A 21,812-nucleotide genomic window follows, 5' to 3' on the forward strand; every position below is an offset into this window, starting at 1 on the left:
CTGTGTTGGCGTTGCAAAGAATTAGGGCACGCTCTCGCGTGCCCTAACGTTGACTACCGGCTTAGCCGTGCAGGGAAGCGTGAAGCTCTTGCAGCGGGTACACCTGCAGGCCGAGTCCCTGGCGCAGATACTGCATGCCTTCGACCGCGGCGCGGGCGCCGGCGATGGTCGTGAAGAAGGTCACGCGGGCGGCCAGCGCCTGGGTGCGGATGGTGCGCGAGTCGGCGATGGCGTTGCGGCGTTCTTCGACGGTGTTGATGACCAGCGAGATCTCGCCGTTCTTGACCATGTCGACGATGTGCGGACGGCCTTCGTTGACCTTGTTCACCACTTGCACCGGAATGCCGGCGGCTTCGATCTCGGCGGCCGTGCCGCGCGTGGCGACCAGCTTGAACCCCAGGGTGTGCAGGCCGCGCGCCACTTCGACGGCGCGGGGCTTGTCCTGGTTCTTCACGCTGATGAACACCGTGCCGGATTCCGGCAGGCGCACGCTGGCAGCCAGCTGCGACTTCACGAAGGCTTCGCCGAAGCTCATGCCCACGCCCATCACTTCGCCGGTCGACTTCATTTCCGGTCCGAGGATGGTGTCCACGCCCGGGAACTTCACGAAGGGGAAGACGGCTTCCTTGACGGAGAAGTAAGGCGGCACGACTTCCTTCGTGATGCCTTGCGCGGCAAGGGTCTGGCCGGCCATGGCGCGCGCGGCGATCTTGGCAAGCTGCAGGCCTGTGGCCTTGGAGACGTAAGGCACCGTGCGCGAGGCGCGCGGGTTCACTTCCAGCACATAGACGTCGCCACCCTGGATGGCGAACTGCACGTTCATCAGGCCGCTGACGTTCAGGGCCTTGGCCATCATCGTGGTCTGGCGCTTGATCTCGGCGATGACTTCCGCCGACAGCGAGTACGGCGGCAGGCTGCACGCCGAGTCGCCCGAGTGCACGCCGGCCTGCTCGATGTGTTCCATGACGCCGCCGATGAAGACGGTTTCGCCGTCGGCCAGGCAGTCCACGTCGACTTCGGTGGCGTTGTTCAGGAAGCGGTCCAGCAGCACGGGCGAGTCATTGCTGACCTTCACGGCTTCGCGCATGTAGCGCTCGAGGTCCTGCTGCTCGTGCACGATTTCCATCGCGCGGCCGCCCAGCACGTAGCTGGGACGCACGACGAGCGGATAGCCGATTTCGGCGGCGTGGGCCAGGGCCTCGCCTTCGGTGCGCGCGGTGCGGTTGGGCGGCTGACGCAGGCCGAGCTTGTTGAGCAGCTTCTGGAAGCGCTCGCGGTCTTCGGCGACGTCGATGGATTCGGGGCTGGTGCCGATGATGGGCACGCCGTTGGCTTCCAGGGCGCGCGCCAGCTTCAGCGGGGTCTGGCCGCCGTACTGGACGATCATGCCGACCGGGTTTTCCTTGTGGACGATTTCCAGCACGTCTTCCAGCGTCAGCGGCTCGAAGTACAGACGGTCGGACGTGTCGTAGTCGGTGGACACGGTTTCCGGGTTGCAGTTGACCATGATGGTCTCATACCCGTCATCGCGCAGCGCCAGTGCGGCATGCACGCAGCAGTAGTCGAACTCGATGCCCTGGCCGATCCGGTTCGGGCCGCCGCCCAGCACCACGATCTTCTTGCGATCGGTGGGCGCGGATTCGCACTCTTCCTCGTACGTGGAGTACATGTAGGCGGTGCGGGTGGCGAATTCGGCGGCGCAGGTGTCGACGCGCTTGTAGACCGGGCGCACGTTGAGCTGGTGGCGCAGCTTGCGCACTTCGGATTCCGAGGAATCCAGCAGGAACGCGAGGCGGCGGTCCGAGAACCCGCGGCGCTTCAGTTCGAACAGCGTGGCGTAGTCCAGGTCGGCCAGCGTCTTTTGCTCGAGCGCCAGCTCGATATCGACGATTTCCTTGATCTGCGAAAGGAACCACGGGTCGATGTGCGTGATGTTGTGCACTTCGTCCAGCGTGAAGCCTTGCGCGAAGGCGTCGCCCACGTACCAGATGCGTTCCGGACCGGGTTCGCCCAGCTCGACCTGCAGCTTTTCGCGGTCGGTGGTCTTCTGGTTCAGGCCGTCGACGCCCACTTCCAGGCCACGCAGCGCCTTCTGGAACGATTCCTGGAAGGTGCGGCCGATGGCCATGACTTCACCCACGGACTTCATCTGGGTGGTCAGGCGCGCGTCGGCGGTGGGGAATTTTTCGAAGGCGAAACGCGGCACCTTGGTGACCACGTAGTCGATCGTCGGTTCGAACGAAGCCGGCGTTGCGCCGCCGGTGATTTCGTTGCGCAGCTCGTCGAGCGTGTAGCCGACGGCCAGGCGCGCGGCGACCTTGGCGATGGGGAAACCCGTGGCCTTCGATGCCAGCGCCGACGAACGCGACACGCGCGGGTTCATCTCGATGACGATCATGCGGCCGTTCTTGGGATTGACGGCGAACTGCACGTTCGAGCCGCCCGTATCCACGCCGATCTCGCGCAACACCGCGATCGATGCGTTACGCATGATCTGGTATTCCTTGTCGGTCAGCGTCTGGGCCGGCGCGACAGTGATGGAGTCGCCCGTGTGGACGCCCATCGGATCCAGGTTTTCGATGGAGCAGACGATGATGCAGTTGTCCGCCTTGTCGCGGACCACTTCCATCTCGAATTCCTTCCAGCCGAGCAGCGATTCTTCGATCAGGAGTTCGCTGGTGGGCGAGGCTTCCAGGCCGCGGCGGCAGATGGTTTCGAATTCTTCGGCGTTGTAGGCGATACCGCCGCCCGAGCCGCCCATCGTGAAGCTGGGGCGAATGACGGCGGGAAAGCCGGAGGTGCCGACTTCGGCCGCGATGCGGCGCTGCACTTCCCACGCTTCGTCCATGCTGTGGGCCACGCCCGACTTGGCCGATTCCAGGCCGATGTCGGTCATGGCCTGCTTGAACTTCTGGCGGTCTTCGGCCTTTTCGATGGCGTGTTCGTTGGCGCCGATGAGCTCGACGTTGTGCTTCTTGAGCACGCCGTGGTGGGCCAGGTCCAGCGCGCAGTTCAGCGCGGTCTGGCCGCCCATCGTGGGCAGGAGCGCATCGGGCTTTTCACGCTCGATGATCTTTTCGACGGCCTGCCAGGTGATGGGCTCGATGTAGGTGACGTCGGCCGTTTCCGGGTCCGTCATGATCGTGGCCGGGTTGCTGTTCACCAGGATGGTGCGGTAGCCCTCGGCCTTGAGCGCCTTGCAAGCTTGCGCGCCGGAGTAGTCGAATTCGCAGGCCTGCCCGATGATGATGGGGCCGGCGCCGATAATGAGAATGCTTTTTAGGTCTGTACGCTTGGGCATGATGCAATCTTTACTTTTGGCCGGACATCAGGCTGATGAACTTGTCGAACAGCTCGAGGATGTCGTGCGGACCCGGGCTGGCTTCGGGGTGACCCTGGAAGCAGAAGGCCGGGCGGTCGGTGAGCTCGAAGCCTTGCAGCGTGCCGTCGAACAGCGACACGTGCGTCACGCGCGCGTTGGCGGGCAGGCTGGCTGCGTCGACGCCGAAACCGTGGTTCTGGCTGGTGATGAACACGCGCTTGGACGCCAGGTCCTGCACAGGGTGGTTGGCGCCGTGATGGCCCGTCTTCATCTTGACGGTCTTGCCGCCCACCGCCAGGCCCATGATCTGGTGGCCAAGGCAGATGCCGAACACGGGCAGCTTCTTGTCCAGGAAGGCACGCGTGGCTTCGATGGCGTAGTCGCAGGGCTCGGGGTCGCCGGGGCCATTGGACAGGAACACGCCGTCGGGATTGAGCTTGAAGACCTCTTCGGCGGAGGTCTGGGCGGGCACCAGCGTGATGCGGCAGCCGCGGTCGGCCAGCAGGCGCAGGATGTTGCTCTTGACGCCGTAGTCGTAGGCGACCACATGGAACTTGGACTGGTCGGGCGACGTGTATCCGCCTTCGAGCTGCCAGGTGCCTTGCGTCCAGCCGGTGCTTTCCTTGATGGACACGACCTTGGCCAGATCCTGGCCGGCCATGCCGGGAAAGCCGCGGGCGAGTTCAACGGCGCGCTCGGCGTCGGAACCCACGAGGATGCACGCGCCTTGGGCGCCCTTTTCGCGCAGGATGCGCGTGAGCTTGCGGGTGTCGATGCCGGAGATGGCAACGATGCCCTGCTCATTCAGGTAGTCAGGCAAGGATTGCGTGGAACGGAAGTTCGACACGCGCGCGGGGCAGTCGCGTACCACCAGGCCGGCGGCATAGACGCGATTGGATTCCACGTCTTCGGCGTTGACGCCGGTGTTGCCGATGTGCGGATAGGTCAGCGTGACGATCTGGCCGCTATAGCTGGGATCGGTGAGAATTTCCTGGTACCCGGTCATCGCGGTGTTGAACACCACTTCGGCGACGGTATGGCCAGGCGCACCGATCGACACGCCTCGAAAAATGGTACCGTCCGCCAGAGCCAGAATTGCAGGAGGGAAGCGGTTGATCCCCTCGGGAAAGAGTTGCGGCAGCACAGTAAACCCCGGTTTTAGAATCGATAATCAAACCTTCGGATTATACCTTGACCGGCCGTTTTTCCCGGAGAACCGCGCCAAATAAGGCCGAAATCGGTGTTTTCGGCTGTTTTGCCCCGCCGTTGCGCGGCATTCCATGAGCGCCCTCGGCCTTGCGGCGGACAGCGGCGCGGCGGCGTCGGTGATACGCTAGCAGCACCTTCAACCCTAGCCTGCTGCGAGTCGTATAAGTCCATGCCCAGCCAACTTGACGCCCTGCGTGATCACACCACCGTTGTCGCCGATACCGGCGATTTCGAAGCCATGAAGGCGTTGCGCCCCACCGACGCGACCACCAACCCGTCCCTGATTCTGAAGGCCGTGCAGCAGGACGCCTACCGCCCGCTGCTGGAAAAGACCGCGCGCGAACACCGCGGCGTCTCGACTGCCGAGCTCATGGATCGCCTGCTGGTCGCCTTCGGCCGCGCGATTCTGGACATCGTGCCGGGCCGCGTGTCCACCGAAGTGGACGCCCGCCTGTCGTTCGACACCCGCGCCACCATCGAGCGCGCGCGCGGCCTGATCGCCCTGTACGAGGCCGCCGGCATCCCGCGCGAGCGCGTGCTGATCAAGATTGCCTCCACCTGGGAAGGCATCCAGGCCGCCCGCGTCCTGCAGTCCGAAGGCATCCGCTGCAACCTGACCCTGCTGTTCTCGCTGCCCCAGGCCGTCGCCTGCGCCGATGCGCACGTGCAGCTCATTTCCCCTTTCGTGGGCCGCATCTACGACTGGCACAAGAAATCGGCCGGGGCGTCGTGGGTGGAAGAGGACAACGCCGGCGCGCGCGACCCCGGCGTCCAATCCGTCACCAATATCTACCGTTATTACAAGCACTTCGGGATTCCCACGGAGATCATGGGCGCGAGCTTTCGCAACGTCGGGCAGATCCTTGCCTTGTCCGGCTGCGACCTGCTGACGATCAGCCCGGACCTGCTGAACAAGCTGGCCTCCACCGAGGGCGACGCCCCGGCGCAGCTTCGGGCCGGCGACGCGCGCGGTGACATCGAACGCATCGGCGCGGATGAAGTCACGTTCCGCACCCTGCTCAATGAAGACGCGATGGCCAGCGAAAAACTGTCAGAGGGCATCCGCCTGTTTGTGGCCGATGCCATCAAGCTGGACGCCCTGATCGACGCGCAGCGAGGCTGAGCCAGCGTGGCGCGCGGCGGGCTTCCGCGCGCCCCTTTCCTACCGGTGATCGTGGGAGTGCACCTGCAGCGCTTCGAGGAACCGCGATACCATGTTGTACGCGGCGATTGTCGCCGTCAGCTCGACCACCAGTTTTTCCGACCCCATGGCCGCCCGGACGGCGTCGAACACCGCCTCGGGAACCTGCACGTGACGCGTCATGGCGTCCGTGTAGGCCAGCACCGCCCGTTCGCGTTCGCTGAACAGACCCGAGGTTTCCCACGCATCCAGCGCATCGAGCTGCGCCTGGGACACGCCTTCCTTCAATGCGATCGGCGCATGCTGGTCGGCCTCGTAGGGCGCACCGTTGATGGCCGCCACCCGCATGATGACGAGCTCGCGCAGATCGCCCGGCAACGTGCTGAGCTGCCGGATCGACGTCAGGTAGTTCAGCCAGCCGTCGGCCACGGCGGGACTGTGCAGCAGCATCTGATACAGATGCAGCACACTGCCTCGCTGCGCGACGATGCGTTCCACGAGGGGCCGTGCTTCGGGATGAGTCAAATCAGCGTAGGGCAAACGGGCCATGCGAACTCCGGAAGGTAAGGGGCAGCAAATGCACACATTCTCACAATATCTTTGACATAATGGCACTACATCCGCGCGTCCACGGTAACCCACTCGCATGAATGCGCCCACAGAATCCTACCCTCAACTCACTCTCGCCAATTGCGATAGCGAACCGATACATATTCCGGGCGCCATCCAGCCGCTGGGGGCGCTGCTCGCGTTCGACATGGACGGCACGCTACGCTACGCCAGCGAAAATGCCGCCCAGTTGCTCGACACGTGTCTGACGCTGGACCAGCCTTGCGCGCCCGAGGCGCTGCCGCCCGGCCTGGCGTACTGCCTGTCCACGTGGCTCGGCAACCCTGACCCCATTTTCGATCCGCTGACCATCACGCTGGATCGCGCCACGTATGACGTCATTGGTCATCGCAATACCGACGGACTGACCATCGTCGAACTCGAGCGCCGCGCCGACGGCGTCGGCATCGCCGCGCCCGAGCGCATCTACCGCAGCATCGAGCGCGTGCGCCGGCAGCGCGACATTCCTTCGCTTCTGGACAGCATGGTGCGCGAAGTGCAGCGCGCCACGGGCTTTGACCGGGTGATGGCGTATCGCTTCCATCCCGACGACAGCGGCGAGATCGTGGCCGAACAGCGCCGCGCCGACCTGGACGACTGGGTGGGCCGCCGCTACCCCGCCGGCGACATCCCGGCGCAGGCGCGCCGGCTCTACACGGTAAACACCCTGCGCCTGATCGCCGACGCGACCTACCACCCCGTGCGCGTGCTGAGCGGCCCGTCGCCGGAGCCGCGCGCGCTCGACATGAGCTTTTCGGTCTTGCGCAGCGTGTCGCCCATCCATCTGGAATACATGGCGAACATGGGCGTGCGGGCGTCGATGAGCCTGTCGCTGGTGATCGGCGGCCGCCTGTGGGGCATGATCGCGTGCCACCACCACACGCCGCGGGCCTTGCCGTACCCTGCCCGCCTGGCGTGCGAAGCCATGGCGCAGGTCGTTGCCGCCACCGTGTCTGGCATCGAGGCTAACGAGCGGGCTGAACAGTCCCGCCAGAGCGCCGCGCTGGTCAGCAAGCTGGTCGAGCGCGTGTCGGCCTCTGAAAACATGCATCAGGCGCTGTCGCAGGGCGGTGAAACGCCTGCCTCGCTGGTCCCGAACGATGCCGCGCTTTGCCTCTGGAGCAACAGCGTCACCGTGTTTGGCGGCATTGCGCCGCGCGGCGAACTGGCGGGCATTCTCAATGCGCTGGACCAGAGCGGGCAGCGCGTGGTGCACACCACCAACATCGCGCGCGATTTCCCTGAATTGCAGACCGAAATCGTCCCGTATGCGGGGCTGCTTGCCTGCAAGTTCGACCCCATGAACAATGGCTGGCTGATCTGGCTGCGCAAGGAACAGATCGAGACCCTTGTGTGGGGCGGCAAGCCGGAAAAGCAGTACGCCGTCGGCAGCCTCGGCCCGCGCCTGACTCCGCGCGGCTCGTTCGAGGCGTGGCGCGAAGTCGTACGCGGGGTCTGTCTGCCCTGGCTGCCATCCGAGCTGGAAGCCGTGGACAATCTGCGCGACGAGCTCTCGCACATTTCGACCAGCCGCACCGCGGACGTCGACCGCGCCCGCACCGCGCTGCTGGCCATGCTGGGCCACGATCTGCGCGACCCGTTGCAATCGATCTCCATGGCCGCAACGCTCTTGTCGCGCACCGATACCGGGGCGCGCATGGGCGAGCGCATCCGCTATTCCAGCGGCCGGATGCAGCGCCTGATTTCGCAGGTGCTGGACCTGTCGCGCCTGCAGGGCGGGCTGGGATTGGGCATCGAAAAGCGGCTGTGCGACCTGTCGGCATTGGTCAACGGCCTCATCGAGGAAAAGCGCCAGGCCTATCCTGGCCTGCGCATTGAAACTGACGTGCCGGACGGCTTGACGCTCATGGCCGATACCGACCGCATCGCGCAGGTGGTGACCAACCTGATGAGCAACGCGCGCCAGCACGGCGCGCCGCGCCAGCCCATTGTGGTGAACGCGTCGGCGTCCGGCGACGGCGTCACGCTCAGCGTCACCAACCATGGCGAACCGATCGCCGATGACGTGCTTGCGCATCTGTTCTCGCCCTTCAAGCCAGAGTCCGTGGGCCAGTCGCGCAACCGCACCGGCCTCGGCCTTGGTCTGTACATCGCCGAGCAGGTCGTGCGCGACCACGGCGGCGACATCTCGGTCCAATGCCGCGACGGGCTCGTCATCTTCACGGTCTCGTTACCCCGCGCCTTGCCGGAATCAACCCCCTCTTGAACCTGGGAGACATAACTTGAACGAAGTGCGCGCCATGCGCGTCCTGCTGGTGGACGACAACGAAATGGGATCGGAACTGCTGGCCGAGTTCCTGGCGCTTTCGAACCTGGAGACGCGGTGCGCCGCCACCGGCGCCGAAGCCCTGGAGCTGGTCGGCACGTTTGCGCCGGATGCCGTGCTGCTGGATATCCTGCTGCCCGACATGGACGGCTACGAGCTCGCCAAGCGCCTGCGCGAACACGCCAATCCGCCGCGCATCTACGCGCTGAGCGGCCTGGCGCGGCACGAACGACGCGATGCCATCAATGGCATCTTCACCGGATGGATCGAAAAGCCGGCGGACCCCGACGCGCTCCTGGCCATTCTGCACGAGGCCAACTGACGATTCTTCCATGATGCAATCCGACACCCTTGGCCAACTAGCCGTGAAGGGCGTGCAGCTCAAGGTGCTCAGCCAGATCTTTCCGGTACTGCGCCACGAAGTCCTGGGCCCGCTGTCCAGCGCATCTCTCGCGGCCGCCATGCTGCGCCAGGCCCCTGAAGGCGCCAGCGACGAAGCCGTGCAGCAACGCTGCGAGCGCCTCGCCGGCGATCTTTCCGACATGCTCGACGAAAGCGTGAACGTGGTGCGCGACCTGGAAGGATGGCTGAGCGACGGCGGCGCCAACGTGGCGTGCGGCGACCTGTTGCACGACTGCCGCAAGCTGATGTTCTCGCACCTGCTGTTGTCGCACCACGGCATTCGCTGGCCGGAGCAAGTCGCCCACGCCGACGTGCCGCTGTTCAGCACCCGTTACCTGGTGCTGGCGTGGTTGTTGTGCCTGTTGCCGCTGGTGCCGGCCGACACCCACCTTGAACTGGATGCTTCCGAACCCGGCGTCTGGCGCGCCCGCGTCCCCGAAGGCGAAGCGGCCTCTGAAAGGCCGCCCGCGTTCGACGCCCAGGAAGTCGAGCTGCTTGCGACGGCGGCTGGCTGGCGGCTGGAACGCCAGGACCGGTGCTGGTCGCTGCATCTGCCCGTTTAACCGATTTCATCGAGACGCGTCTGGTCAAGACCCTTCACTTCAAGAACGCCATGATTTCTCCCGTCCACCAGGTGCTGCGCGAAGGCACCCGCGACCGTCACGAAACGCTGGATCATGGCCTGGCGCTGGCCGACGGCGATGTGGACCGGGGCAACTATCTGGCTTACCTGCGTGCGCTTCTGGGATGGCTGGAACCGTTGGAAGGGCGGCTCTGGCAACTGGATTGGCCGCGGGAACTGCGTGCGCCGGAACGCGCCGGCAAGACCACCTGGCTGTACGAAGACCTGCAGGCGGCCGGCGATACCGCGCCCATCGTTCATTGCGTGCATCCGCCGCTGGTGGCGGCGCCCGACGCCTATGCATTGGGCGTCGCGTACGTCGTGGAAGGTTCGCAGTTGGGCGGCCGGTTCCTGGCCAAGCGGCTGCAGGCGGCGGCGCCCGATCTGCCCCAGCGGTACCTGCGCGGGTATGAAGAAGAGGTGGGACCTCTGTGGAAAGCGTTCTTGCTGTATCTGGACAGCGAGGCTGGCGCGCGGGACCGCGAGGCGCAAGCGCTGCAAGGCGCCCGTGACGCGTTCGACAGCCTGACCGGCTGGCTGCGCAGCCAGGGTGCGCTGCGGGCCTGAGCCCGGCAGCGCACCGGCAGAGATCTATAACTTTTCGGTTTCGCCCGACTTGGGCTGCCACTTCATCAGGCGCTTTTCGCCGACCCCGACGATGGTGTCCAGGATCAGTGCAAAGGCCGTCAGCACGATGATGCCGGCAAACACGGTGTTCACGTCGAACGTGCCCTCGGCCTGCAGGATCAGGTAACCCACGCCGCTTGCCGACCCGAGGTATTCGCCCACGACCGCGCCCACGAAAGCAAGCCCCACCGACGTATGCAGGCTGGAGAAGACCCAGCTTGTGGCCGAGGGCAGATACACGTGGCGCAGCAACTGGCGCTTGCGCGCGCCCAGCATGCGGGCGTTGTCCAGCAAGGTGGGACTGACTTCGCGCACGCCCTGGTAGACGTTGAAGAACACGATGAAGAACACCAGCGTCACGGCCAGCGCCACCTTGGACCAGATGCCCAGGCCGAACCACATGCCGAAGATGGGTGCCAGAATGACGCGCGGCATCGAGTTGGCCGCCTTGATGTACGGGTCGAGAATGGCACTGGCGCGCGGCGATAGCCCCAGCCACAGGCCAAAGCCCAAACCTGCGATCGTGCCGATGAAAAACGCCAGCACGGTCTCGGTCAGCGTCACAGCCAAGTGGCTGTAGATGTCGGCATTGGTGACGAACCACGCCCAGATCCGCCCCCAGACCTTCAGCGGTTCGCCAAAGAAAAAGGCGACCTTGGGATCGCGCGACGCGAAATGCCAGACGGCCAGGATGATGACGAGAAGCAGCAATTGCCAGATGCGCAGGCTGCCGGAACCGGATTTATTCAGTTTGGGCATGGTTCAGGCTCGCTTCTGTTGGGCATAGCCCTTGAGCACTTCCTCGCGCAGCACACCCCAGATGGCGGCATGCAGCTCGACGAAACGCGGGTCGATGCGCACTTCGGCCACATCGCGAGGACGCGGCAGATCGATGGCAAATTCTCCGATGGGATGGGTGCCCGGACCGGCCGACAGCACGATCACGCGATCGCTCATGGCGATGGCTTCGTCCAGGTCATGGGTGATGAACAGCACCGCCTTGCGCTTGGCCATCCACAGATCCAGGACTTCGTTCTCCATGAGCTGGCGCGTCTGGATGTCCAGCGCGGAGAACGGTTCATCCATGAGGATGATGTCCGGGTCGCGGATCAGCGTCTGCGCCAGCATGGCTCGCTTGCGCATGCCGCCCGACATCTGGTGCGGGTAACGGCCCTCGAAGCCGCCCAGGCCGACCCGGCGCATCCATTCGCGTCCGCGATCCAGCGCTTCGGATCGGGCCACGCCGGCGAACTCCAGGCCGGCGATGACGTTGTCCAGCGCGCTGCGCCAGGGCAAGAGCGCCTCGCCCTGGAACATGTAGCCGGCGCGTTCGTTGATGCCGGCAAGGGGCTGGCCGAATACCTTCACCTGCCCCGACGACGGCGCCAACAAACCGGCGCTGACGTTGAGCAGCGTGGACTTGCCGCAACCGGTCGGGCCCACCACGGACACGAACTCACCTGGCGCAATGGCCAGGGTCGTGTCGCTGACCGCGGTGTAGCGCTGCGACCGGTCGTCACGCGAGACAAAGGTGCAACTTATGTTTTCCAGCGACAGTGCAGCTTCAGCCATTGGCATACTTCTCGTTGGCGCGGCGCGCGAAATCGTTGGTCCATACCTTCGACGGATCGACCTTCGCGCTGTCGAAGTCAGTCTGATAGGCGGCCAGCGCCTTGAGCGCGGTGGCCGCGCCATCTTCCGGAATCATGCCGTCAGGCGACAGGCCTTCCATGCTCTTGCCGAGCGCGGCCTTGTACACGGCCGGATCGCCGAGCAGATAGGTTTCCGGCACGACCTTGGCGATTTCGTCGGGGCCGGCCTTCTGGATCCACTTGTCGGCGCGGACAATTGCATTGGTCAGCGCCTGGACAGTGTTGGGGTTGGCGTCGATGAACGCCTGCGGCGCGTACAGGCAACCGGCCGGCATGTTGCCGCCGAAAATCTCCTGCGTGTCCTTGAGCGTGCGCGTGTCGACGATGATCTGGATCTCGCCGGGCATTTCCAGCATCGAGACCACCGGGTCCGTGTTGGAGATGGCGTCGATCTGGCCGCTGCGAACGGCGGTCACGGCGCCCGCGCCGGCGCCCACGCCGATGAAGGAAACGTCCGAGGCCTTAAGGCCATGCTTGGCCAGGAAGAAGCTGACGACCATGTTGGTGGACGAACCCGGCGCGGTCACGCCGATCTTCTTGCCCTTCAGGTCGGCCGGGCCCTTGTAGCCCGGGATGTTCTTCTTGGACACGCCCACGCCGATCATCGGCGCGCGGCCTTGCAGCACGAAGGCGCGATAGGCCTGGCCCTTGGAAAGCATGGACAGCGTGTGCTCGAAGGCGCCCGATACCACGTCGGCGCTGCCGCCCACCACGGCCTGCAAGGCCTTGGAGCCGCCGGCGAAGTCGGCGATGCTGACGTCCAGCCCTTCGTCCTTGAAGTAGCCGCGCACCTCGGCAATCGTCAGCGGGAGGTAGTAGATCAGCGGCTTGCCGCCTACTGCGATCTGCACCTTGGCCTTTTCGAGTTTCTGCGCGCGCACGATGGCAGGGGCCATGCCCATGACGCCGGCAGCGCCGGCCATCTTGAGCAGTTCACGGCGGGTGACTGTCATTGCTTTGTCTCCTGGTTGTCGGGTTTTCCGATAGCGCCGGTCTTCGCCAGCTCGTCGATAGCCGCTGAATCATACCCTAGCGATTTCAGGACTTCCTCGGTATGTTCCCCTAATTTCGGGCCTACCCAGCGCGTCTGGCCGGGCGTTTCCGAGAGCTTGGGAACCACGCCCGGCAGCTTGACGGGGCTGCCGTCGGCAAGGCGATGCTGCTCGATCATGCGGCGCGCAAGAAACTGCGGGTCACTGAACATATCGGCCACGCTGTAGATCTTGCCTACCGGCACGTCGGCGCGCTTGAGCGCCTCAAGTGCCGCTTCGATGCCGCGTCCGTCGCACCATTGCTGGATGGCCCCGTCGATCTCCTGGACACGCCGCGCGCGGCCATCGTTGCGCACCAGGTCCGGATCCTCGGCCAGATCGTCGCGGCCGATGGCCCGCATGAGGCGATGAAAGATCGCGTCGCCATTGCCGGCGATGACGATGTTCTGGCCGTCGCGGGTGGTGTAGGTGTTGGACGGCACGATGCCGGGCAGCGCGCCGCCCGTGCGCTCGCGCACCACGCCGGCCACGTCGTATTCGGGGACCAGGCTTTCCATCATGTTGAACACGGCTTCGTACAGGGCCACGTCAACCATCTGGCCCTGCCCTGCCTGGCATTCGTCGCCCGTCTTGCCATTCCAGCGGCCACCAGTGGCATCGCGATGGCGCAGCGCCATCATCGCGCCGATCACGCCATGCAGCGCCGCGATGGAATCGCCGATGGAGATGCCCACGCGCAGCGGCGGACGGTCGGGATGGCCGGACACGTAGCGCAGGCCGCCCATCGATTCGCCGATGGCGCCAAAGCCGGGCTGATCCTTCATGGGCCCCGTCTGTCCATAGCCGGACAGGCGGACCATGATGAGGGCGGGATTGATGGCTCGTAGCTGTTCGTAGCCCAGCCCCCACTTTTCCAGGACGCCGGGGCGGTAGTTCTCGACCACCACATCGGCGTCGAGCGCCAGCTTGCGGGCGATCTCCTGGGCGCGGGGGTCTTTCAGGTTGAGCGCGATGGATTGCTTGTTGCGGGCCTGCACCGTCCACCACAAGGAATTGCCCTCGTGCAGATGGCGCCAGCTGCGGATGGGATCGCCGCCGCCCGTGCCGTCAGGCCCGTGCGGGGTTTCCACCTTGATGACGTCGGCGCCGAATTCGCCGAAGATGCGCGCGGCGAACGGGCCGGCGATAAGCGTGCCGAGTTCCAGGACTTTGAGTCCAGTCAGCGCTGACATGGTTTGTCTTCCTCACATTGGTTGCCCTGCCGATGCATTGCCGGCGGGCGTTCTGGTACCGCGAGCGTCAGGTGGTCTTGCGCTCCATCAGGGCCCAGGCGATGGTGCCGGCATCGACGTATTCGAGCTCGCTGCCGGCCGGCACACCACGCGCCAGGCGCGTGACCCGCAGCCCGCGCTCGCCAAGCGCCTCGCCCAGGAAGTGCGCGGTGGTCTCGCCTTCGGCCGTGAAGTTGGTGGCCAGGATGACCTCCTGCACCACGCCGTCGGTCGCGCGTTTGATCACGCGGTCGAAATCCAGCTCGCGCGGGCCGATGCCTTCCAGCGGCGCGACGCGGCCCATGAGCACGTAGTACAGGCCACGATAGCCGTGACTGGACTCGATCATGTTCTGGTCGGCCGGCGTTTCCACAATGCACAGCAGCGAGGGATCACGCTTGGCGTTGGAGCAGGTCGCGCAGACCTCGTCTTCGGAAAAGCTGTTGCAGCGCGCGCAGTGCTTCAGATCCCGCACCGCGCCGGCAAGCGCCCGCCCCAGCATGTCCGCGCCTTGCGGATCATGCTGCAACAGGTGGTAGGCCATGCGTCTGGCCGATCGCACGCCCACACCAGGCAGGCGACGCAGCGCTTCGATCAGCGAGACCAGCGGCTCGGGTTCAGGCAGTAAGGGATCCATTGCAGCCTACGGCAGCGGCTATCAGAACGGCAGTTTCATGCCCGGGGGCAGCGGCATGCCGGCGGTCACCGACGCCATCTTCTCCTGGGAGGTGGCTTCGGCCTTGCGCAGCGCGTCGTTGAACGCGGCGGCGACCAGGTCTTCCAGCATGTCCTTGTCGTCGGCCAGCAGCGACGGATCGATCTCGACGCGCTTGACGTCGTGACGGCAGGTCATCGTGACCTTCACCAGACCGCCGCCCGAGGCGCCTTCGACCTGGATGTCGGCCAGCGCGTCCTGCGCCTTCTTCATGTTTTCCTGCATCTGCTGCGCTTGGCGCATCAGGCCGGCGAGTTGTCCTTTCATCATGATGGGAGCTTCCTTGAACGAGGGGAATGAGGTTGGCCGCCGTCAGGCGGCGGCCGATGAATCAACGTGGCGGATCGAGCCAGGCACGACATGGCCTCCGAAATCCGCCAACAGCGCTTGCACAAAGGGATCGTCGGCCACGGCGTTTTCGGCCGCCAGCTGGCGCGCCGCGCTCTCGGCCTGAGCCACGGCATACGCCGTGGCATCGCCGGTGACGCCGACCCGCACGTCCAGCCGGATGCCCTGCCCGAAATGTTCGCACAGGACGGTCTGCAGCCGCACGCGGCTTTCGCTTTCGGCCAGGGTCTTGACGGCCACGCGCAGGATGATGGCGTCGCCCTGCACGCCGGCCCATTCGCTCTGGCGCGCCAGTTCCGAGGCCAGGCCGGTCACCGGCAGCCGTGCGGCCAGTTCGGGCCAGGACGCCGCGTCCATGTCTGCCAGGCGCGGCGCGCGCGACTGGCGCTTGCGCGCGGGCGCGGGGCCATCGCGGCGGGCGGCGGGCGGTGCGGGTGCGGGGGACGGCGACGTGGCCAGCGTTTCAAAATCGTCGTCGGGGTCGGACGTGAAACCGCTGTCAGGCATGAACCCGCCTTCGGCTTCGAAAGGAATTTCTTCATCGACCCACGCTGGAGGACCGTCGGCGTCGTCCACGGCCGGGGCAATGGCAGCAGCGGCGGGCGTCACGGCCAGGGCGGCGGAATTTTGCGCTTTGGCGGAGACCGGGTGCGGCGAAGCGGCGTCGGCGGGGGTAGCGTCCGGGATTGCGGCTGCGGGGGTTGCTGCGGCAGCCGTTGCTGCGGCAGCCGTTGCTGCGGCAGACGTTGCTACGCCGTGCGTTGACCCGTTGCCGGGCGCCTGCGCGGCGTCCGCAGGGAGGTCTTCCCAAGGCGGGACACTGTTGGGATCCGCGGATTGCGGGGAGGACGCGGCGGGCGATTGCGCCGGAGCCGCTGCGGCCGGCGGGGCCGGTTGCGCGGGGGCTGCCGCTTCGCTTGCCGACGATGTCGAGGGCGTGCGGGCGGCGTCGGGCGAGGACGCGGAGCCGTCTGCCGGCGCGGCGGCGCCGCCGGCTACTGAGGTGAAGGCAGCGTCAGTGGCTGCAGCATTGGCGGTGGCCGACGCGTTGCCAGCCGGATCGTTGCCCGCTGCCGCATTGTGGGCCGGCGCGGAGGCTGCCGCGGGGCCGGACGTGCCGGCGTCGGATGTCGCTGCGATGGGCTGACCGGCGGCTGCCGACTGAGCCTCTGGCGGCTGGCCCGCTGCCGACTGAGCCGCTGCCGAAGGAGCGTCTCCCGACTGCGCGGATGCCGGCACAGCGGCGGGCGATACCGCGGCGGTCGATACCGCGTCGGTCGATACCGCGGCAGTCGACGCAACCGCCGCCGACGCAGCGGCCGTTGGCGCAGCATCTGGGTTAGAAGCGCCGGCCTCGGCGCCCGTGGGCGCGGCGATGGCCGCAGCTGCGGCGGGCGCTGCCGTCTGGCGGGCGGGTGCGGCGGGCGCTTCCAGCGCCGTCTGCGGGCCAGCGTCGCCATTGAGCGCCAGCATGCGCAGGCACGCCATGATGAAGCCTGCGTATTCGTCAGGCGCCAGCGTCAATTCGCCGCGGCTGTGCACCGCGACGGAATAGAAGAGTTGCACGGCGTCCGGATGGAGCGCCAGCGCCAGACGGGCGATGTCGGCGGCCAGCGGATCTTCGGCGGCGGTGACGCCCGTCACGCGCTGCTCGATCGCGACGCGCGACAGCAGCACGGCCAGGTCGGCCAGCGCGCCGGCATACGACAGCCCGCGGATCGCGAGTTCATCGGCCACGGCCAGCACGCCCTTGGCGTCGCCCGAGGACAAGGCGTCGAGCAGGCGGACGAGATGGCGCTGGTCGATAGTGCCGAGCATGCCGCGCACGGCGTCCTCGGTCAGGTTGCCCGCACTGTAGGCAATGGCCTGGTCGGTGAGCGACAAGGCGTCGCGCATCGACCCCGACGCGGCCTGCCCGATCAGCCGCAGGGCCGGGATTTCAAAGCCCACGTCTTCCTGGCCAAGCACGGCCTGCAAATGGCCAACGATGGAGTCGGCCGGCATCTGCTTTAGATTGAATTGCAGGCAGCGCGACAAAACCGTCACCGGGATCTTCTGCGGATCGGTGGTGGCCAGGATGAACTTGACGTGCGGGGGCGGCTCTTCCAGCGTCTTGAGCATGGCGTTGAACGCGTGCCCGGTCAGCATGTGGACTTCGTCGATCATGTAGACCTTGAAGCGTCCCGCGCCGGGCGCATAGACCGCCTGCTCCAGGAGCTGCGTCATTTCCTCGACGCCGCGGTTGGACGCGGCGTCCAGCTCAAGGTAGTCGACGAAGCGGCCGGCATCGATCTCGGTGCAGGCGCGGCAGACGCCACAAGGCTTGGAGGTGATGCCGGTCTCGCAGTTGAGCGATTTGGCCAGGATGCGCGAGAGCGTGGTCTTGCCAACGCCCCGGGTTCCGGTGAACAGCCAGGCGTGATGCAGGCGTTGCGTGTCGAGCGCATGGGTGAGCGCGCGCACCACGTGATCCTGTCCCACCAGGGTATCGAACGATCGCGGCCGCCACTTGCGGGCCAATACCAGATAAGTCATGGCTGGATTGTAGAGCCTGATTGTTGAACCCGTTGATCGAGCGGGCTGGAATGCAAAGGGGACGGGCTTATTCCCGTGGAACGAATCCTTGGAAAATAACCCCGTCCCCTGTGAAAGCGATGTAGCAAACGCTACTGCCTTGAAGAATCCGGTTGGCGAGCCTTACTCCGGCACTGACCCTAAACGACTATGGCTGCTTCGTTCCCGACCTGACCAGGTTCACCGTCGAACCATGCGAAGGGGCCCGCCAGCCGAGATTCTAGCAGAGCTGCGCTTCGCGCGCTCGCTCGAATCTCGGCAGGCGGGCCCCGAGGGGCAATATGTGGGCCCCCTCCCCGGCCCTCCCCCCGAGGGGGAGGGGGTGGGGGCTTTGCTTCGCTTGCCCTTTTGGCTCGCTTCGCTTTGCCTTGCGCCCTACGTGGCACTGCTTGGCGCGGGGGCGTTGCTTCGCTCGCCCTTTTGGCTCGCTTCGCTTTGCCTTGCGCCCTACGTGGCACTGCTTGGCGCGGGGGCGTTGCTTCGCTCGCCCTTTTGGCTCGCTTCGCTTTGCCTTGCTCCCTGCGTGGCACTGCTTGGCGCGGGGCGTTGCTTCGCTCGCCGGTGTACTTGCCCTGTTTGCGCTTTACTCCAACAGATCTATCCACGCCTTTGCGCGCGGGAAGTACAACGCGGCTCGGGCGCTGCGGCCGTCCAGGGCGGTGACTTGGGTGCAGTAGCGCTGCAATTGTTCGCCGTGGCGTTGGCGCATGCGGATTGCGAAGGCGGCGGGGGATTCTCCGGGGTGGGGGCGGCCGGTTTTGTAGTCGACGATCAGCCAGCCGTCTTCGGTGCTGAGCGCCAGGTCGATGACCGAGACTTTTCCTGCCGCGTCGATGAGGGGCCATTCGCGGCGGGCGCCGGATTGGGATAGGAGCCAGAGGCCGCGTTCGTCTGCCAGGGTGGCTTGCAGCGTTTCCAGGACGGCCTCGGCGGCGGCGTCTGCCTGGCTGGCGGGGATGCCAGCTCGGGTCAGTTGGCGGCGCATGGCGGGCAGGCGGGGCGTGAGGGCTTCTGGGGGCCAGGCTTGTATGCCGTCCTGGCCGATGCGGGCCAGCCAGGCGTGGGCCAAGGTGCCGATGGCGGCGTCGTAGCCGGCTCCGAGTTGCCAGGCGGGATGTTCGGCGGCTTCGCCCCAGGCGCCTCGGGTGGCCGTGGCAAAGCCGGCGCTCATGGTGATGCTGGATTGGCGTTGCAGATGCGCGAGGCCGGCGTTGTCGATGCGTCGCAGGGGTTCGCCTTGCCATTCGGGGGCGTCGGCTTCTTCTTGCACGGTTTCGCCATTCAGCGAAGGTGGAATGGGCGGGGTCAGGCACGGCCACAGTCGGCCCAGCAGGCTGGCTGCGGGCGGGGTCTTGGCCTGGCCCGAGGCTTCGTCGATCGATACGTGTCCGACCAGATGCAGACGTTTGCGGGCGCGGGTGGCGGCTACGTAGAGGAGACGGTCTATTTCGTAGGAGGCGCGGCGGGCCTCGCGGGCGCCCAGATAGCGCGAGACCGGGTCTGCCTCTGTTTCGGCGCGTGGCTTGACCGGGCCGAAGAGGACGCGGCCGCCGCTTTGTTCGAAGCGCACCAGGGGAGCCTGATCGCCGCGCGGCGCGCGGTGCAGGCCGTACAGGATCACGGTTTCGAACTGCAGGCCCTTGGACTTGTGCATGGTCATGATCTCGACCGCGCCTTCGTCTTCATCCGCCGCGTCGGGCGCGGCGAAAAGGCGGGAGATGCCGGCGTCCAAGGCGGCCACGTCGATGTTGCCGTGCGGGGCAAGGCGTTCGACCAGTTGGAACAGGCTTTCGGCGTCGTTGGCGACCGACAGGCCGGCGTACAGGCCGGGGCCGCCCAGGCGGCGCCACAGCGATTCCACCCACGCGGCGAAGGGGATTGCGCCCGATGCGTTGCGTTTGTCCAGGAGGACCGACGCGACTTGGCGCAGGCGCGCGAATTCGTCGGGGCTGAGTATTGCTTGCGCCGACGGGGCTTGCGGTTCTGGGGCGGGCGCGTCAAAGAGCGAGCCTTGCGGGCCGGATGCCTCGGGCGCTGCCGTTGCAATGGGCTGCGGGGCGATGCGCAAGGCGCGTTCCAGCAGCACGGGCACCGGCGTGATGTGGTCGTCGCCGAAGAGCCGCTGCAACGAGGTGAGCGTCAAGCCGCAATAGGGCGCGCGGAGCACGGACAGCCACGCGAGGCGGTCGGCCGGATGCGACACGGCGCGCACGAGTTGCACCAGGTCGGCCACCACCGGCCGCAGCGCCAGCGGCACCAGGTCGACGGCGCGCGAGCGTATGCCTTCCTGCGCGAGCCGGCGCGTGAGGTTGCCCAGGTGACTGCGGGCGCGCACGAGAATCGCGACGGGGTGCTTGGCGCCCTTGTGATCGATCAGCGCCTGGCGCACCAGTCCCACGGCGATATCTTCGGCCTGTTCTTCGGCGGGCGGCGCGCCCTCGCGCGACCATGCCGGATGAAAGCGCACCGCGGGGTCGGGCAGCGCCGGGTGGAAGGCCGTGGACGGACTGTACGCGATGGCGCCGGCGGCGGCGTCGCTACGCCGGGGCAGCAGGTCGACGAACGACTGGTTCACCCAGTCGACAATGCCTGCCTGCGAACGGAAGTTGTCCGTGAGGTTCAGGAAGTCGGGCTTGACCTCGCCCACGCCGATGTCGGCGACTTCGAGAAACAGGCCGACCTCTGCCTTGCGGAAGCGGTAGATCGACTGCATGGGATCGCCCACGAGGAACAGGCTGCGGCCATCGCCAGACTGCCAGCCTGCCGTGAGGGTGCGCAGCAGGTCGAGCTGCGTCTGGCTGGTGTCCTGGAATTCGTCGATGAGCAAATGCCGGATCGAGGCGTCGAGTTTGAGCAGCAGTTCTCCCGGGTCATCGGCGCTACCCAGCGCGGCCGCGGCCCGCTGGGCGATCTCGATGAAGTCCACCTCGCCTCTTTCGGCAAAGCGCAGGCGCAACTGCGCCACGGCCAGGGCAAGGGTCATGAGCTGCGCGCCCAGCACTTCCCATTGCGCATCGGTGAAATGCGGCGCCGGAATATCGCGCACGGCGTGCAAGCGGCGCACCCAGGCGGCTTGCGCGTCGGCGCCTTCCAGCCAGGCGACAAAGGGTTCCTTGTGCGCGCACTTGGCCGGGAACCCCAGGTTCTTGTTGACGGTCTTGCGCAGGGAGCCGGTGCCGGTCAGCAGCAGGTGCGCGACGGCGCGCCAGGCGTCCAGCAGTTCGGCGTCGGGTTGCAGTGCTTCGGTCCAGTCCAGCAACGCAGCCAGCTTGTTGTCGTCTTCGGTGTCCTGCAGATGGGCGGCGGCCAGGCGCGCCGGGCCGCAAAGCGATTCGGACCAGCCGTAGGGCATGGCGGCGCACAAGGCATCGAGGTCTTCGCCGATGGCCTCGGCCAACATGGCCTCCATGGCCTCGCGGTCGGAGCCGTGGCGCAGCAGCGGCAGCCATTGATCGCGCTGGCCCAGCATGTCGGCGATGGCGTCCTTGGCGGCCTGGACGTCGACGTCCAGGTGACGCAGCAGGATGCGCACGGCCTCGTAGTCATCGGCGAGATCAAGCGTGGCGCGCGCAGCGGCCTCGTAGTGCGAGCGCGCATCGTCCGTGATGTCCGGCATGCCGCCCAGCTCCGACAGCCACGGCATGCTGCGCACCAGCCCCGCGCAGAACGAGTCGATGGTGCGAATGGCGAGACGCGCGGGATGCTCCAGCAGATGCCAGCCCTGTTCGGCATTGCGCGCCAGCGCCGCGCGGGCGAGGTCCCAGCTGCGGCGTTCGTGCGCGGCCTCGGGAGGCGCATCCAGCCCGCGCCGCAACTTGCTCAGCACGCGGGCGTGCATCTCGGACGCGGCCTTGCGCGTGAAGGTGATGGCGACGATTTCTTCAGGCCGGTTCACCGTGGCCAGCAAGGCCAGGATGCGGTCGGTGAGGAGTTCGGTCTTGCCTGAACCTGCAGGCGCCTGGACGAGGAAGGACCGCGCGGGGTCGAGCGCCGCCGCGCGAGCGGCGTGGTCATGCGGAAGGCGATCGGGTTCGGCCATGT

At 66.4% G+C, this 21,812-nt stretch carries 16 protein-coding genes and 1 other RNA gene; 5 read left to right on the plus strand and 12 right to left on the minus strand.

The annotated features are described in order from the left end of the window. Positions 1–61: 61 nt before the first annotated feature. Complete coding sequence (carB, locus tag HV786_RS16785) at positions 62–3,301, minus strand: carbamoyl-phosphate synthase large subunit (protein WP_056326817.1); 3,240 nt, start codon at positions 3,299–3,301, stop codon at positions 62–64. Positions 3,302–3,311: 10 nt separating this feature from the next. Further along, positions 3,312–4,466 (minus strand): glutamine-hydrolyzing carbamoyl-phosphate synthase small subunit, encoded by a 1,155-nt coding sequence (carA, locus tag HV786_RS16790; RefSeq protein ID WP_062841732.1) that lies wholly within the window; start codon positions 4,464–4,466, stop codon positions 3,312–3,314. A gap of 234 nt (positions 4,467–4,700) precedes the next feature. Here carA and tal point away from each other — a divergent pair, with 234 nt between their 5' ends. Beyond that, positions 4,701–5,654 carry a transaldolase gene (gene tal, locus HV786_RS16795; protein ID WP_128827356.1) on the plus strand — a complete coding sequence of 318 codons (954 nt, stop codon included), beginning with the start codon at positions 4,701–4,703 and terminating at the stop codon, positions 5,652–5,654. 39 nt (positions 5,655–5,693) lie between these two features. Here the strand turns inward: tal and HV786_RS16800 are convergent, their stop codons facing one another. Further along, positions 5,694–6,221, minus strand: a complete 528-nt coding sequence (locus tag HV786_RS16800; RefSeq protein ID WP_056326810.1) for a carboxymuconolactone decarboxylase family protein — start codon at positions 6,219–6,221, stop codon at positions 5,694–5,696. Positions 6,222–6,318: 97 nt separating this feature from the next. Here HV786_RS16800 and HV786_RS16805 point away from each other — a divergent pair, with 97 nt between their 5' ends. The 4 genes from HV786_RS16805 to HV786_RS16820 are packed head-to-tail and all read left to right on the plus strand — an operon-like array spanning position 6,319 to position 10,159. Next, entirely contained in the window at positions 6,319–8,508 is a 2,190-nt protein-coding gene (locus HV786_RS16805; RefSeq protein ID WP_128827355.1) for an ATP-binding protein, read from the plus strand. Positions 8,509–8,533: 25 nt separating this feature from the next. After that, entirely contained in the window at positions 8,534–8,890 is a 357-nt protein-coding gene (locus HV786_RS16810) for a response regulator (RefSeq protein WP_252870012.1), read from the plus strand. 10 nt (positions 8,891–8,900) lie between these two features. After that, on the plus strand, positions 8,901–9,533 hold the full coding sequence (locus HV786_RS16815) for a hypothetical protein (protein WP_128827353.1): 633 nt from the start codon (positions 8,901–8,903) through the stop codon (positions 9,531–9,533). 50 nt (positions 9,534–9,583) lie between these two features. After that, positions 9,584–10,159, plus strand: a complete 576-nt coding sequence (locus tag HV786_RS16820) for a biliverdin-producing heme oxygenase (protein WP_128827352.1) — start codon at positions 9,584–9,586, stop codon at positions 10,157–10,159. Positions 10,160–10,183: 24 nt separating this feature from the next. Here the strand turns inward: HV786_RS16820 and HV786_RS16825 are convergent, their stop codons facing one another. From HV786_RS16825 to HV786_RS16865, 9 genes are all read right to left on the minus strand, one after another. Then, positions 10,184–10,978: an ABC transporter permease gene (locus HV786_RS16825; RefSeq protein WP_062841727.1), complete on the minus strand. Its 795-nt coding sequence runs from the start codon at positions 10,976–10,978 to the stop codon at positions 10,184–10,186. 3 nt (positions 10,979–10,981) lie between these two features. Next, the gene (locus HV786_RS16830) at positions 10,982–11,791 is read right to left on the minus strand and encodes an ABC transporter ATP-binding protein (protein ID WP_056326799.1); all 810 of its coding nucleotides are present in this window, start codon (positions 11,789–11,791) and stop codon (positions 10,982–10,984) included. Then, positions 11,784–12,824: an ABC transporter substrate-binding protein gene (locus HV786_RS16835; protein ID WP_128827351.1), complete on the minus strand. Its 1,041-nt coding sequence runs from the start codon at positions 12,822–12,824 to the stop codon at positions 11,784–11,786. The genes HV786_RS16830 and HV786_RS16835 overlap by 8 nt, the downstream gene beginning before the upstream one ends. Next, positions 12,821–14,095, minus strand: coding sequence for a CaiB/BaiF CoA transferase family protein (locus HV786_RS16840; RefSeq protein ID WP_128827350.1), 1,275 nt, complete (start codon positions 14,093–14,095; stop codon positions 12,821–12,823). The genes HV786_RS16835 and HV786_RS16840 overlap by 4 nt, the downstream gene beginning before the upstream one ends. 67 nt (positions 14,096–14,162) lie before the next feature. Further along, positions 14,163–14,771 carry a recombination mediator RecR gene (gene recR / locus HV786_RS16845; RefSeq protein ID WP_056326792.1) on the minus strand — a complete coding sequence of 203 codons (609 nt, stop codon included), beginning with the start codon at positions 14,769–14,771 and terminating at the stop codon, positions 14,163–14,165. 21 nt (positions 14,772–14,792) lie between these two features. Beyond that, entirely contained in the window at positions 14,793–15,119 is a 327-nt protein-coding gene (locus HV786_RS16850) for a YbaB/EbfC family nucleoid-associated protein (RefSeq protein ID WP_056326789.1), read from the minus strand. Positions 15,120–15,161: 42 nt separating this feature from the next. Then, positions 15,162–17,732, minus strand: a complete 2,571-nt coding sequence (gene dnaX, locus HV786_RS16855) for a DNA polymerase III subunit gamma/tau (protein ID WP_175211303.1) — start codon at positions 17,730–17,732, stop codon at positions 15,162–15,164. A gap of 151 nt (positions 17,733–17,883) precedes the next feature. Then, positions 17,884–17,981: signal recognition particle sRNA small type (gene ffs, locus HV786_RS16860), an RNA gene on the minus strand. Positions 17,982–18,354: 373 nt separating this feature from the next. After that, the gene (locus tag HV786_RS16865; RefSeq protein WP_175211305.1) at positions 18,355–21,810 is read right to left on the minus strand and encodes a UvrD-helicase domain-containing protein; all 3,456 of its coding nucleotides are present in this window, start codon (positions 21,808–21,810) and stop codon (positions 18,355–18,357) included. Positions 21,811–21,812 lie beyond the last annotated feature (2 nt).

This window comes from Achromobacter mucicolens (assembly GCF_902859725.1).
Lineage (GTDB): Bacteria > Pseudomonadota > Gammaproteobacteria > Burkholderiales > Burkholderiaceae_B > Achromobacter > Achromobacter mucicolens.